The 14,984-nt window shown below is 58.1% G+C and carries 12 protein-coding genes; 9 read left to right on the top strand and 3 right to left on the bottom strand.

What is annotated here, in order from left to right:
• The first annotated feature begins 76 nt into the window (after positions 1-76).
• The gene (locus AC2FIC_RS05415) at positions 77-271 is read left to right on the top strand and encodes a SlyX family protein (RefSeq protein WP_142638896.1); all 195 of its coding nucleotides are present in this window, start codon (positions 77-79) and stop codon (positions 269-271) included.
• A gap of 4 nt (positions 272-275) precedes the next feature.
• Here AC2FIC_RS05415 and AC2FIC_RS05410 read toward each other — a convergent pair whose 3' ends face one another.
• The 3 genes from AC2FIC_RS05410 to dnaE form a co-directional block, all read right to left on the bottom strand.
• Complete coding sequence (locus AC2FIC_RS05410; RefSeq protein WP_496692277.1) at positions 276-629, bottom strand: hypothetical protein; 354 nt, start codon at positions 627-629, stop codon at positions 276-278.
• A 20-nt stretch (positions 630-649) separates the two neighbouring features.
• Positions 650-862, bottom strand: a complete 213-nt coding sequence (locus tag AC2FIC_RS05405) for a YMGG-like glycine zipper-containing protein (RefSeq protein ID WP_282022354.1) — start codon at positions 860-862, stop codon at positions 650-652.
• 89 nt (positions 863-951) lie between these two features.
• A complete protein-coding gene (gene dnaE, locus AC2FIC_RS05400; RefSeq protein WP_496692276.1) occupies positions 952-4,452 on the bottom strand; it encodes a DNA polymerase III subunit alpha in 3,501 nt (1,166 codons plus the stop codon).
• A 343-nt stretch (positions 4,453-4,795) separates the two neighbouring features.
• On the opposite strand from dnaE, the gene xdhA reads away from it, so the two are divergent.
• The 8 genes from xdhA to AC2FIC_RS05360 all read left to right on the top strand — a co-directional run bounded on the left by xdhA (position 4,796) and on the right by AC2FIC_RS05360 (position 14,980).
• On the top strand, positions 4,796-6,157 hold the full coding sequence (xdhA, locus tag AC2FIC_RS05395) for a xanthine dehydrogenase small subunit (RefSeq protein WP_496692275.1): 1,362 nt from the start codon (positions 4,796-4,798) through the stop codon (positions 6,155-6,157).
• Positions 6,154-8,478 carry a xanthine dehydrogenase molybdopterin binding subunit gene (gene xdhB / locus AC2FIC_RS05390; RefSeq protein WP_496692274.1) on the top strand — a complete coding sequence of 775 codons (2,325 nt, stop codon included), beginning with the start codon at positions 6,154-6,156 and terminating at the stop codon, positions 8,476-8,478. The genes xdhA and xdhB overlap by 4 nt, the downstream gene beginning before the upstream one ends.
• Entirely contained in the window at positions 8,478-9,413 is a 936-nt protein-coding gene (gene xdhC / locus AC2FIC_RS05385) for a xanthine dehydrogenase accessory protein XdhC (protein ID WP_496692273.1), read from the top strand. The genes xdhB and xdhC overlap by 1 nt, the downstream gene beginning before the upstream one ends.
• Positions 9,410-10,927 carry an ABC transporter ATP-binding protein gene (locus AC2FIC_RS05380; RefSeq protein ID WP_496692272.1) on the top strand — a complete coding sequence of 506 codons (1,518 nt, stop codon included), beginning with the start codon at positions 9,410-9,412 and terminating at the stop codon, positions 10,925-10,927. Before xdhC ends, AC2FIC_RS05380 begins: the two co-directional genes overlap by 4 nt.
• A gap of 35 nt (positions 10,928-10,962) precedes the next feature.
• On the top strand, positions 10,963-12,045 hold the full coding sequence (locus tag AC2FIC_RS05375) for an ABC transporter permease (RefSeq protein WP_142638948.1): 1,083 nt from the start codon (positions 10,963-10,965) through the stop codon (positions 12,043-12,045).
• Between the two features lie 2 nt (positions 12,046-12,047).
• Positions 12,048-12,968 carry an ABC transporter permease gene (locus AC2FIC_RS05370; RefSeq protein WP_142638949.1) on the top strand — a complete coding sequence of 307 codons (921 nt, stop codon included), beginning with the start codon at positions 12,048-12,050 and terminating at the stop codon, positions 12,966-12,968.
• Positions 12,969-13,002: 34 nt separating this feature from the next.
• Positions 13,003-14,076 (top strand): BMP family ABC transporter substrate-binding protein, encoded by a 1,074-nt coding sequence (locus AC2FIC_RS05365; protein WP_496692271.1) that lies wholly within the window; start codon positions 13,003-13,005, stop codon positions 14,074-14,076.
• Between the two features lie 145 nt (positions 14,077-14,221).
• Positions 14,222-14,980, top strand: coding sequence for a nuclear transport factor 2 family protein (locus AC2FIC_RS05360; RefSeq protein ID WP_496692270.1), 759 nt, complete (start codon positions 14,222-14,224; stop codon positions 14,978-14,980).
• The last annotated feature ends 4 nt before the right edge of the window (positions 14,981-14,984 follow it).

Raw genomic sequence — 14,984 nt, 5'->3', positions numbered from 1 at the left:
GTTTCGGGGCAAGGCGCGCTTTCGCTGGCCTTGCACAGCCGGTGCCGTTATGACCGGCCCGAGACAGGAGTTTCCAATGCAACATCTGGAAGAGCAGATCGCCCATCTGACCCGCACGGTCGAAGATCTGAACACAATCGTCACGCGCCAGCAGGATGAGATCGACAACTTGACCCGCCGGGTTGAGGTGCTGATGCGCCGCGAAGGTGAACGGGCACAAGAAGGATCAGGCGGCATCATCCTAGGAGACGAACGCCCGCCGCATTACTGAGCGATTACAAGCCGAGCGTCGTTTTCACCGCATTGTCGACAACCCCGCCCAACAGGGCATGCTGGTCCTCGGCGCAGCCCTCTCTCAATGCGGCTATGAAGGTCTCGCGCAGTTTCGCTTTGTCCTCGTCCGTGCTTGCGTGATCATTGATATCAATCTGGCGGTTATAGATCGACAGCGCTGTCATCTTCTCGACAACCGCATAGATATAGGCCTCATCACCGTCCGACTCTTCAACCACCGTTGCACAGGTATGATACATGACGGGCAATGCGTCCTGAACCATTTGTTCAGCAGCTTCGTCGGCGATGGCCATGCCCGGAACGATCATGCACAGGCTTGCGAGAGCGGTTTTCATTTGGGTCAAACGCATCGTAGTCATTTCCAGTTATGTCCAATAAGGGCCCCGGCCACGCCGCCGATTGCCGCGCCCTTGCCATCACCAATCAAAGCACCGACGCCCGCCCCGATCAACGCGCCTTCAATCGTTTGTTTTTTCTTCTTGTTGTCCGCCACACCTGCTGAGGCTGTGACCAAGGCCATCGACGCGGCCAATATCAATGTTCGAAAACCGAAATGTGGGATCGTCATATGGTTGCCCTCCTGTGGCATCACCAGAAAATCTCTTTCAGTCCTCAGCCTACCCGGCGGGCGAATATCAGGCAACTTTTCCGGGGCGGTCAGATTTCCTCGACCGACATCACACCGTCCAGCGACTTGATCGCCCCTTTGATCTGCGGGTTGATCGGGAATTCCTGGCCAAGGTCCATCTCGACATCTCCCGGCAGGCCAGGATCAAGCAGGCACAGATGGATAGGCCCTTTCGCAGCCCCCTTGGCTGCGCCAGCGGCATCTTCCAGAACTTTGGCAACTGTGGGCAGAACCTGCGGCTGATCAACAAAAATGCGCAGCCCGGTCGCCCCTGCCTCGGCCACGACTGCATCTACCGGCCCGACGGACCGGCCTAGCAGTTTGAGTTGATCGGCCTCCATCGTTGCTTCGGCGGTCAGCACCACCTGTGCACCGGTTTCCAGAAACTCACGGGATTTCTCCAGCGTTTCGGAAAACAGTGTGACCTCATAGGCACCTGTAGGGTCAGAAAGTTGGGCAAAGGCAAACCGGTTTCCGCGCGCAGATTTCCGTTCCTGCCGCCCAGCCACTACACCGGCCATCTTGGCGATCAGCGGACCCGAGCGTGCCTTTTCCATCACCTCATCCAGTGTCAGTACCTGCTTGCGTTTTAGGGCGGGCATATAATCATCCAGCGGGTGGCCGGACAGGTAAAATCCGATGGCCTTGAACTCTTCGCTCAAACGCTCGGCAGGCAACCAGTCCGGCGTCGGCGAAAGGCGTGGCTCGGGCAGGTCGTCGCCCGCCTCGCCGAACAGCGATACTTGGTTCGAGTTCTTCTGATCGTGGATCGCAGCTGAATATTGCACCAGCGGATCAAGGCTTTCGAAGACGCGGCGGCGGTTCTTGTCGAGTTCATCAAACGCGCCAGCACGCGCCAGCATTTCCAAGGGCCGCTTGCCGACCTTCTTCAGATCAACGCGGCGGGCAAAGTCGAAGAGGTTGACGAACGGTTTGCCTGCACGTCCTTCTACTACCAAATTCATCGCCTCAACGCCGACGTTTTTCAACGCGCCCAGCGCGTAAACCAGATGCTGATCCACCACGTCAAACGTGGATTGCGAGCGGTTCACGCAGGGCGGTATGTAAGGCAGTTCCAACCCTTTGCGGACTTCCTCGAAGTAAACCGCCAGCTTGTCAGTCAGATGGATATCGCAGTTCATGACCCCGGCCATGAACTCGACCGGGTGGTTCGCCTTCAACCAGCCGGTCTGATAGCTGACCACGGCATAGGCGGCAGCGTGGGATTTGTTGAAGCCATAGTTGGCGAATTTATCCAACAGGTTCCAGACCTCGGTCGCCTTAGCCTCGTCCACGTCATTCTCAGCAGCGCCTTTGAGGAACTTAGGCCGCTCGGCATCCATCGCCTCCTGAATTTTCTTACCCATCGCGCGGCGCAACAAATCCGCTCCGCCAAGGCTATAGCCCGCCATTTCCTGAGCGATCTGCATAACCTGTTCCTGGTAGACGATAATGCCTTGGGTTTCGTCCAGGATATGGTCGATGGAAGGATGCAGCGTGTCCCGTTCGCTCAGCTTGTTCTTGACCTCGCAGAACTTGGGGATGTTCTCCATCGGGCCCGGACGGTATAGCGCGACGAGGGCGATGATATCCTCGATACAATCCGGTTTCATCCGCTTGAGCGCATCCATCATGCCCGAGGATTCCACTTGGAACACCGCTACGGTCTTGGCCGCTGAGTAGAGTTTGTAAGTCGCTTCATCATCCAGCGGGATGGCGTTAATCTGGTTCGCGGCCCCTTCGGCGGCTTCGTACAGCTCGGTGCCATCAGCAGCGATATGCAGGTCGCGCCCGGATTTGAAGATCAGATCCATCGCATTCTGGATCACGGTCAGGGTTTTCAGACCCAGAAAGTCGAATTTAACCAGACCGGCCTGTTCTACCCATTTCATGTTGAATTGGGTCGCAGGCATGTCGGAACGCGGATCCTGATACAGCGGCACCAGCGCATCCAGCGGACGGTCGCCAATCACCACACCAGCCGCGTGGGTCGACGCGTTTCGCAACAGCCCCTCGACCTGCTGGCCATAAGTCAGCAGACGGTCCACAACCTCCTCGTTACGCGCCTCTTCCCGCAGCCGGGGTTCATCTTTCAACGCCTTCTCGATGGAGACGGGTTTGACGCCTTCCACCGGGATCATCTTGGACAGACGGTCCACCTGCCCATATGGCATCTGCAAAACCCGCCCGATGTCACGCACGGCGGCCTTCGACAGCAGCGCGCCAAAAGTTATGATCTGCCCAACCTTGTCGCGCCCATATTTCTGCTGCACGTATCGGATCACCTCTTCGCGGCGGTCCATGCAGAAGTCGATATCGAAGTCAGGCATCGATACCCGTTCGGGGTTCAGGAAACGTTCGAACAGCAGCGAATAACGCAACGGATCAAGGTCGGTGATCGTCAGCGCATAGGCCACCAGCGACCCCGCGCCCGAGCCCCGCCCCGGCCCAACCGGGATGTCCTGATCCTTTGACCATTGGATGAAATCGGCAACGATCAGGAAATAACCCGGAAACCCCATGCCCTCGATGATGTCCAGTTCGAAATCCAGCCGCTTCTGATACTCTTCAGGGGTTACCGCATGCGGGATCACGGCCAGACGTTTCTGCAGACCTTCATTGGCGATGCGGCGCAGCTCGGCCACCTCGTCATCGGCGAATTTCGGCAGGATCGGATCGCGGCGATAGGCCATGAACGCACAGCGCCTGGCGATCTCGACCGTGTTTTCGATTGCTTCGGGCAGATCGGCGAACAGGGTCGCCATTTCCTGCTGCGACTTGAAATAATGCTGTGCAGTCAGACGGCGGCGGCCATCCTGCTGATCGACATAAGCGCCCTCGGCAATACAGATCAGCGCATCATGCGCTTCGTACATGTCCGTGGTCGGGAAGTAGACATCGTTGGTAGCCACCAGCGGAAGGTTCTTGGCATAGGCCATTTCAACATGGCCGCGCTCGGTCAGACGTTCGGCCTCGGGCTGACCACCTTCGCCTGGATGGCGCTGTAGTTCGACATACAGACGATCCGGGAACATGGTTGCAAGGCGATCCACCAAGACCTCGGCCGCTGGGCGCTGCCCTTGCTGCAACAAGCGACCCACCGGTCCGTCAGGGCCGCCAGACAGGCAGATCAGACCATCCGAGCGCTCTGCCAGTTCATCCAATGTCACCTGCGGCAACTGCCCGCCCTTGTCCACATATAGGCAAGAGCTGAGCTTCATTAGGTTTTCATACCCGACCTCTGACTGCGCCAGCAGCACCAGCGGCGCGGGGGCTTTCGCTTTCTCGCCCGGTTGCGCCTGCAGATAGGTCAGATCGACCTGGCACCCCATGATCGGCTGAACACCCGCCCCGCTGGCGGTGACCGAAAACTCCAGCGCAGAGAACATGCTGTTGGTGTCCGTGACGGCGACGGCGGGCATCTCAAGCTTTTCACACAGACCAGGCAGCTTTTTCAGCCGCACGGCGCCTTCCAGCAGGGAATATTCGGTGTGAACGCGGAGGTGGATGAATCGTGGAGTGCTGCTCATGCCGCCCACGCTATCGCAGCCAGTGGTGGTACAAAAGCCTGAACCGTAGGTTCGGATTGCCAAAAAAACATGCGTTGATTGTTCGGGAAATCCATAAGGTGCTTCGGACTCTGAGGGTGAAACATGCTACAAAACCTTTTAGTTTCAAGGTGATGAGCATCGAAACCACATGAAACACAAGGATCGGACCAATGAAATGATACATCAGAAGCGCGGTTTTTCTTGCCAGATTGGCTGCGCTGTTTCTAACATCTAGTGGCAAGCTATCCGCCCGCACTCTTTCTACGTCGCATCGAAGGAGAGCATTCAGAGGCGCAATTCGGTAACGCGACGGGTTTCACGAATGGATATCACGTTTCTTCTGAACGGAGAGACAGTGGAGTTGGCGAATGTCGATCCGACAGTCACCTTGTTGGATTGGCTGCGCGAGGGTCGCTCTCTGACCGGCACCAAAGAGGGCTGCAACGAAGGTGATTGCGGTGCCTGCACTGTCATGGTGACGGATCAGGGAGGAGCCAAAGCTCTGAACTCCTGCATTCTATTCTTGCCTCAGCTCCACGGCAAAGCGGTGCGCACCGTCGAAGGCGCCAGCAGCCCGGACGGGAAGGCCCACCCGGTTCAGCAGGCAATGGTTGATCTGCACGGGTCGCAATGTGGCTTTTGCACCCCCGGCTTTGTAATGTCGATGGTGGCCGGGCATGCGAATGGTGCAACCGATCACGACACACAGCTGGCCGGGAACCTGTGCCGCTGCACGGGCTATGCGCCGATTATCCGTGCCGCCAAAGCCGCCGAAAAGCACCCTGTTCCCGTCTGGGTCAAGGACAAGCCTGACGCAGCACCCGCCGCGTCTCCTATGCTGCCGCGGTCCTCGGACGAGCTTGCCGCCATTTATGCCGAACACCCAGAGGCCACCCTGGTCGCTGGCGCGACCGATGTAGGTCTTTGGGTCACCAAACAGTTGCGCGACCTGAAAACAGTAATCTTCATGAACGGTTGCGATGATCTGAAACAGATCACGGTTACTGACAATGAAATTCGTCTTGGTGCCATGGTCGATATGAACCGCATGGGCGAAGCGCTGGGGGATCTGCACCCCTCTTATGCTGAAATGATCCGCCGCTATGCCAGCGTACAGGTGCGGCACGCCGCAACCGTAGGCGGTAATATCGCCAATGGGTCACCAATCGGTGACAACCCGCCTGCACTGATTGCCCTGGGCGCCAGCCTGCACCTGCGCAAAGGCGACACAAGGCGAACGCTGCCCTTGGAAGAGTTCTTCATCGACTATGGAAAACAGGATCGCGTACCCGGAGAATTCGTCGAAGCCGTAAGCTTCCCGCGCCAGGCGGATCGGTTGAAATGCTACAAGCTCAGCAAGCGGTTTGATCAGGATATTTCGGCCGTTTGTGGGTGTTTCAACATTACCGTTGCAGAAGGTGCCGTCACTCAGGCGCGCATCGCATTTGGCGGCATGGCGGGCGTTCCGAAACGCGCCACTCAAGTCGAAGCTTCGTTGACCGGCAAGCCATGGACAGCTGCTACCGTTCAATCCGCTCTGACGATGTTTGCCGAGGATTACGCGCCAATGTCAGATATGCGCGCCTCGGCTCATTACCGCCTTGAGACGGCGAAAGCGATGCTGGAACGTTATTTCCTTGAAGATCAGGGCCAGGTAACCAATGTGCTGGAGGTGTCGGCATGAGCGTGACAAAACCACTGCCTCATGACGCCGCGCCGCTACATGTGTCCGGTTCGGCCCGCTATGTGGACGATATCCCAACACCAAAAGGCACGTTGCATCTGGCCTTTGGTCTCAGTCCCATCGCCAAGGGCACAATCGCCGCGATTGACCTGTCTGCAGTCAAAGCCGCCGACGGTGTCGTCATGGTGATGACCGCCGAAGACCTGCCCTTTGCGAATGATGTCTCACCGTCCATTCACGATGAACCTTTGTTGTCGGACGGCTCTGTCCACTATATCGGGCAGCCCGTATTTTTGGTTGTCGCCACCAGCCATCTGGCCGCGCGCAAAGCTGCACGACTGGGCAAGATCGACTATACTGAAGAAACACCAATTCTGACGATTGAAGAGGCGCTGGCCGCCGACAGTCGGTTCGAGGACGGCCCGCGCATCTACACCAAAGGTGATGCAGACGCCGCCATCGCAGGCGCGGCGCATGTGATCGAAGGCAGTTTTGAGCTTGGCGGGCAAGAGCATTTCTATCTGGAAGGTCAGGCTGCACTGGCGGTGCCGAATGAGGGTGCTGATATGCTGGTCCACAGTTCAACCCAGCACCCGACTGAGATTCAGCACAAAGTGGCAGAGGCTCTGGGCGTTCCCATGCATGCTGTGCGCGTTGAAACCCGGCGCATGGGCGGCGGGTTCGGGGGCAAGGAAAGCCAGGGCAACGCTCTGGCTGTTTCCTGCGCAGTGGCTGCGCGGGCAACCGGCACAGCCTGCAAGATGCGCTATGACCGCGATGACGACATGATCATCACCGGTAAGCGGCATGCCTTTCGCATTAGCTATAGGGCCGGGTTCGATCAGGATGGGCATATTCAGGGGGTATCCTTTCTGCACCACGCCATATGCGGATGGGCACAAGACCTGTCGCTGCCCGTCGCGGACCGGGCGATGCTGCATTCCGACAATGCGTATCTGCTGCCCAATGCGCGGATCGAAAGTCACCGGCTGAAAACCAACACCCAATCTGCCACCGCCTATCGGGGGTTTGGAGGCCCTCAGGGTATGGTTGGAATCGAACGCGTCATGGACCACGCCGCGCATGAGCTGGGTCTGGACCCGGTCGAACTGCGCCGCAGGAACTATTACGCTGCCCCGGCGGGTACCGATGACCATGCCCCTGATCGCAATGGCGGCGATACGCCAAACACCACCCCTTATGGCATGGAAGTCGAAGATTTCGAACTTCACGGCATGACCGAAGCCTTGTTGAATTCCAGCGACTATGCCGCGCGCAAGGCAGCAATTCAGAAATGGAATGCCGAGAACAGCGTGATCAAAAAGGGCATCGCCTTCTCTCCGGTCAAGTTCGGCATTTCCTTCACCCTGACCCATCTGAATCAGGCCGGCGCGCTGGTGCATGTGTACCAGGACGGGTCCGTGCACCTGAACCATGGCGGCACCGAGATGGGCCAGGGCCTGTTTCAAAAAGTGGCCCAGGTTGCCGCCTCACGCTTTGGTATTCCGCTAGAGATGGTGAAGATCACCGCCACAGACACGGCCAAAGTGCCGAACACCTCGGCAACGGCGGCATCCTCGGGAAGCGATCTCAACGGCATGGCGGTGAAAGCCGCCTGTGACACAATCCGCGACCGGATGGCAGAGTATCTGGCCGAGCGACATCAGGCCGACCCGTCGGCTGTCGCCTTCGGGGATGGTCATGTATCGGTTGGTGAGGAACGCTATACCTTTGCCGAAGCGGCTGCGCTGACCTATCAGGGCCGCATCAGCCTTTCGGCCACCGGCTTCTATAAGACACCCAAGATCGAATGGGACCGGATCAAAGGCCAAGGTCGTCCGTTTTTCTACTTCGCCTATGGCGCCTCGATCACCGAAGTTGCCGTGGACACACTAACCGGTGAGAACCGCATCTTGCGCACGGATATCCTGCATGACGCGGGCGCGTCGCTGAACCCTGCGCTGGATATCGGTCAGGTCGAAGGTGGCTATGTGCAGGGCGCGGGTTGGTTGACGACCGAAGAACTCGTCTGGGATGGCACAGGCAATCTGCGCACCCATGCGCCATCGACCTACAAGATCCCGGCTTGTTCCGACCGCCCCGACATCTTCAACGTTGCGCTTTGGGAGGCTGAAAACCGTGAGGACACGATCTATCGCTCGAAAGCGGTAGGCGAACCTCCATTCATGCTTGGGATATCCGCTTGGCTGGCACTGTCGAATGCGGTGGCGGCCTGCGGAAACAGCTACCCCGCATTGGATGCCCCCGCCACGGCAGAAGAAGTCTGGCATGGTGTCCAAAGGATGAAGGGGGACGACTGATGGGATTTGACCTTGAGACTTTGAGGGAGGCGGTCAAAACCCATGGGCGCGTGATCCGGGTAGTCATCGCCGGGATCAAGGGCTCGTCCCCACGTGAGGTTGGTGCCGCAATGCTGGTCTGGCAGGACGGGCAATCCGGCACGATCGGCGGCGGCACACTTGAGTTTCAGGCAGCCGAAGCGGCGCGGATACAAACCGCCCAAGCGCGCCTGACCCATCACGCGCTTGGCCCCGACATGGGCCAGTGCTGCGGTGGCGCTGTTTCCTTGCTAAGCGAGGTCTATGACCGCAACAACATCAACGATCTGGACGACAGCATCATCGCGCGACCAACATCGGGCCAGGACATGCCACTGTCGGTCAAACGCCTGTTGACCGAAGCCCGCGGACAGGGGATTGCACCAGAGGCACAGCTGATCGAAGGCTGGATGGTCGAGCCGGTCCACAAACCCGCGCGTACACTGTGGGTCTGGGGCGCGGGTCACGTCGGTCGCGCCTTGGTGGATGTCCTGTCACCGCTGCCCGATCTCGCAATCACTTGGGTCGATACAGGATCCAAGCGGTTTCCGGAAACCGTACCGAACGGAGTCACCGCCGTCCCTGCCGCAAAACCAGCGGAACTGGTTCGGCATGCGTCGCGTGATGCTGAACATCTGGTGCTGACTTATTCACACAATCTGGACTTGGAATTGTGCAACCGTCTGCTTTCGCACGATTTCCGCTTTGCGGGGCTGATCGGCTCGGCTACGAAATGGGCGCGGTTCCGGTCTCGGCTGGCGGCGCTGGGGCACTCGCCCGATCGGATCAGCCGGATCACCTGCCCGATTGGCGACCCGGGCCTGGGCAAGCACCCGCAGATGATTGCCGTGGGCGTCGCAGCACAACTGCTGCGCCCGATCGGGCAAAACAATTTGAAGAAGGATCTGAGCGCGTGACCACTCCACTGCTAAGTTTGCAAGGACTGACCAAAGCCTATCCCGGCGTCGTGGCCAATGATCAGGTGTCCTTTGACATCGGTGAGGGCGAAGTTCATGCCCTGTTGGGCGAAAACGGCGCGGGAAAATCTACACTGGTCAAAATGATTTATGGCTTGGTGAAGCCAGACAACGGCACAATGCTGTTGCGTGGCCAACCCTTTGCTCCGCCCGAGCCGCGCGCCGCGCGTGCTGACGGAATCGCGATGGTATTTCAGCATTTTTCGCTGTTCGACGCGCTGAACGTGGCCGAGAACATCGCATTGGGGATGGAGAACCCGCCGCCAATGGGCGACCTGGCCTCGCGCATTCGGGAAGTTTCGGAAACCTACGGCCTACCGCTGGACCCCTTTCGTACAGTCGGCGACCTGTCTGCGGGGGAACGCCAACGGGTTGAGATCATTCGCTGCCTTCTGCAGGATCCAAAGCTTTTGATCATGGACGAACCAACCAGTGTTCTGACTCCGCAAGAAGTCGATATCCTTTTCGAAACGCTGAATAAATTGCGGTCTGAAGGCACATCGATCCTGTATATCTCGCACAAGCTTGAAGAAATCCGCACCCTATGCGACCACGCTACGATCTTGCGTCTGGGCAAGAATGTGGGCGAATGCGTTCCGTCTGAAACCTCGGCCCGGGAGATGGCCGAGTTGATGGTCGGTTCAACCCTGCAAACACCTGAGCGCGGAGGCCGCGAGTTCGGCGAGGTCGCGCTGGATGTCAGCGGGCTTTCCGTGCCCTCACCGTCTGAATTCGGCACCGCGCTGAAGAATGTCCACATGACAGTTCGCAAGGGCGAAGTGCTGGGAATTGGCGGTGTTGCCGGCAACGGACAGGACGAACTACTGGGTGTCCTGTCTGGCGAAATCCAGACAGCTGCCGATGCGATCAAATTCGATGGCCAGCCGATTGGCAAACTGGGCCCAACCGCACGGCGCAAGCTGGGCGTGCTGACCGCCCCCGAAGAGCGGTTGGGACATGCAGCCGCCCCAGACATGAGCCTGACCGAAAACGCCCTACTGACCGGATCGGTCCGCGAAGGGTTGGAAAGAAACGGGTTCTTGAAATGGGCAGAAACCAAAAGCTTTGCTGAAAAGATCATCAGCGCCTTTGATGTGCGCACGCCGGGGCCCGAGAATGCGGCCCGGTCGTTGTCAGGCGGCAACCTACAGAAATTCGTGATCGGACGCGAGGTGTTGCAGAACCCCGATGTACTGGTCGTGAACCAACCCACATGGGGGGTGGACGCCGCTGCCGCTGCGTCGATCCGACAGGCCATTCTGGACCTTGCCGCCAAGGGCACGGCGGTGGTCTGCATCAGCCAGGATCTGGACGAATTGATGGAAATCTCGGACAGCTTTGCCGCCCTGAACGAAGGCAGGCTCAGCGCGCCACGCACAACCACGGGTCTGACCGTGGATGAGATCGGCCTGATGATGGGCGGTGCACATGGCATGGAGGTAGCCCATGTCTGATGCAAAACAAAATATGACGACGGGGGTGTAAGCAGATGATTGTATTGGAGAAACGACCACAGCCGTCCAAGGCGTGGTCTTATGCGACCCCGCTTGTGGCGGTACTGGCGACGATGCTGTTTGGCGGCATATTGTTTGCCGTCCTGGGTAAAAACCCGGTTCAGGCCATCGGCACCATTTTCTGGGAGCCTCTGTTCGGTGAATTCGCCTTTTATTACCGCCCGCAGCTGCTGGTGAAGGGCGCGCCGTTGGTGCTGATTGCGATTGGCCTGTCGTTAGGCTTCCGCGCCGGTATCTGGAACATCGGCGCCGAGGGTCAGTATATCATGGGCGCCATCTTTGGCGCGGGCGCCGGGCTGGCCTTTTACCCGCTGGATGCCTGGTATGTCTTTCCGATCATGGTGATGGCAGGTGCGCTTGGCGGTTGGCTCTGGGCCTCTATTCCGGCCTTTCTGAAGGTGCGCTTTGGCACCAATGAAATTCTGGTCTCGCTGATGCTGGTCTATGTGGCTGAACAGATGATGGCCTCGGTCTCGCTGGGACTGCTGAAAAATCCCGAAGGGTTCGGTTTTCCGGGTTCACGCAATCTGCAATCCTATGAGAGTGCGCATAATGCCGAGCTGATCGCAGGATCGGGGATGCATTGGGGCGTTGTGACCGCACTGATAGCCGTGATCTTTTCCTATATCCTGCTGAACCGGCACATGCTGGGCTTTCACATCCGCCTGACGGGTGAGGCCCCGCGCGCAGCCAAATTCGCCGGGGTAAACCCAGCACGACTGATCCTGTTCTGTCTTGGCCTGTCAGGCGCACTGGCCGGGCTGGCGGGGATGTTCGAAGTCTCGGGCCCCTCGGGTGTTGTCAGCATCGACTTTAACGTCGGCTATGGCTTTACCGCGATCATCGTGGCCTTTCTGGGTCGACTGCATCCGGTGGGCATCCTGCTAGCCGGTGGCCTAATGGCATTGACCTATATCGGTGGTGAAATCGCGCAGTCCCAAATGGGTCTTCCTGCCGCGGCTATTCAAGTATTCCAGGGGATGCTGCTGTTCTTCCTGCTGGCCTTCGACCTTTTGACCAACTACCGCATCCGTGCGGCCCGTAGCGAGGTGGCGTAATCATGGACCTTGGTGAGATTAATCCCGTACTTCTGGTCGCGTCACTGATGGTGGCTGCAACTCCCCTGCTTCTGGCCGCGATCGGTGAATTGGTCGTAGAAAAAGCAGGAGTTCTGAATCTTGGCGTAGAGGGCATGATGATCGTTGGCGCGATCAGCGGTTTTGCGATCTCGGTCGAGACTGGGTCGCCCTGGCTGGGCTTTGTCGCCGCGGCCATAGGCGGTGCAGTACTGTCCCTGCTGTTTGTGCTGCTGACGCAGGTGGCGCTGGCCAATCAGGTTGCCAGCGGCCTGGCGCTTACTCTGTTTGGTTTAGGGTTCAGCGCCCTGCTCGGTCAAAGCTATGTGGGTGTCAAACCCCCCAGCATGGGCGATATCCATATCCCTGTGATCAGCGATATTCCGGTGATTGGCCCGATCCTGTTTCAGCATGACCCGATCCTTTATGTCGGCATCGCTTTGACAGCGGCTGTCTGGGCTACGCTTAAATACACTCGCGTCGGACTGATCCTGCGCGCGGTAGGTGAAAACCACGATGCGGCGCATGCGCTTGGCTATAAGGTGATCAAGATCCGCATCATGGCGATCCTGTTCGGCGGTGCCTGTGCCGGGCTGGGTGGGGCCTATATCAGCTTGATCCGGGTGCCACAGTGGACCGAGGGCATGACAGCCGGTGTCGGCTGGATCGCCCTGGCCTTGGTCGTCTTCGCCAGTTGGAAGCCATGGCGCGCCCTGCTGGGTGCCTATTTGTTCGGCGGTATCACCGTGTTGCAGCTGAATTTGCAGGCAGCGGGCGTTGCCATCCCGGTCGAGTATCTGGCAATGTCGCCCTACATCATCACGATCCTTGTGCTTGTGATCCTTTCCGCCGACAAAAGCAGCGCACCTGCCTCACTCGGCCGGATATTCCATGCCTCGCACTAGACGGGGACAACTGAACCAACTTGGGGAGTAACACATGAAAATTACCACATTTCTGGCAAGCGCTGCCATGGCGCTGGGTTTGGCAACTACTGCCATAGCCGAAGACAAAACCAAGGTCGGCTTTGTATTTGTCGGCCCGGTGGGCGACGGCGGCTGGACCTATGAACATAACAAGGGCCGTCTGGCGGTTGAGGAAGAGTTCGGCGACAAAGTCGAAACCGTGTTTGTTGAATCCGTGCCCGAAGGCCCGGATGCAGAGCGGGTGATGACCCAGATGGCGCTGGAAGGTGCAGACCTGATCTTTACCACCTCGTTCGGATACATGGATCCGACCATCAACGTGGCCAAGAAATTCCCGAACGTGAAGTTCGAACACGCGACCGGCTATAAAACAGCCGACAACGTTTCGGTTTATTCGGCACGTTTTTATGAAGGTCGTGCGGTACAGGGCCATATCGCGGGCAAGATGACCAAGTCGAACATTGTTGGCTATATCGGGTCCTATCCGATCCCCGAAGTGGTCCGCGGAATCAACTCGGCCTATATCCACGCCAAGAAGGTCAACCCGGATGTCGAGTTCAAGATCATCTGGGCCTACACTTGGTTCGATCCGGCGAAAGAAGCAGATGCCGCCACTGTTCTGATCGAACAGGGCGCGGACGTGATCCTGCAGCACACCGACTCGACCGCACCGCAAGCAGCTGCGCAAGAGGCGGGCAACGTCATCACTTTCGGCCAGGCCTCGGACATGAGCGAATACGCTCCGTACCCGCGCGTCTCGTCGATCATCGATGACTGGGCGCCCTACTATATTGCACGGACCCAGGCCGTCATGGATGGCACATGGGAAAGCGCCAATACATGGGATGGCATCCGCGAAGGCATGGTTGCAATCGGCGAAATCTCGGACGCGGTTCCCGCTGACGTCAAAGAAGAGGCACTGGCGCTGAAAGCGGCCATGGCCGCGGGTGAATACCACCCCTTCACCGGACCGCTGAAAAAGCAGGACGGTAGTGACTGGCTGGCCGAAGGCGAGGCTGCAGACGACGGTACACTGGCTGGCATGAACTTCTATGTCGAAGGCTTGGAAGGTGAGATTCCGCAGTAAGGCGGCACAGGATAACGCAGAAAGGCCCGCCATGTGCGGGCCTTTTTTGATTTTGCCACCTGTTTTATGCCACTCTTGATCTTCGATAGCCCGAAACCAGCGCCAAGCACATTGATCCGCGGCTCTACCGATCAACGAGGACCAGATGAATTCAAAACGCGAATTGCTGCAGAAACTGTTGAAAGGTATCGAAACCGGGGATGCCGAGGCCGCAGCCGTCGTCAACGAAGAAAAATACATCCAGCACAATCCCCAGACCCATGAAGGCAGCGAGGGGCTGGCCACGTTGTTTGCCCGCCTGTCGAAAACAAATCCCAAGGTTAGATTTGTTCGCGTTTTTGAAGATGGCGAATTCGCTTTTGCCCATAACGAATATGATTTTGCCGAAGTTAAGGCCGCGTTCGAGGTCTTTCGGTTTGAAGACAGCAAAGCTGTTGAGCACTGGGATAACATTCAGCCCCTGCGCGGCCCAAACGCTTCGGGACGCGGCATGCTTGATGGGCCAACTGAAATCACGGATATTGACAGAACCGAACAGAACCGGGAATTGGTTGGCAACTTCTCGCAAACGGTCCTGATAGACCGGAAAACCCAGCGGATGAAGGCGTTTGTTGATGCGAACCTGATACAACACGATCCCGATGGCGTTGACGGCATCGACGCCTATCGCATGGTGCTTGAAGCTAGATCAGACGCGGAGTTGATCGTTCAGTATCACCGCGTCCATCGTGTGCTGGCAGAAGGGAATTTCGTCCTGTGCATGAGCGAAGGTGCCAGTCACGGAAAACATACCAGCTTTTATGATCTGTTTCGGGTCGCTGACGGCGTGATCGTCGAGCATTGGGGCACTATGGAAACCATAGCGCCCCGTAGCGAGTGGAAGAATGACAACGGCAAATTCTGATCTA

It is taken from the genome of Ruegeria sp. CDSC079 (genome assembly GCF_059610505.1).
This window is presented reverse-complemented; position numbering and strand designations above follow the sequence as displayed.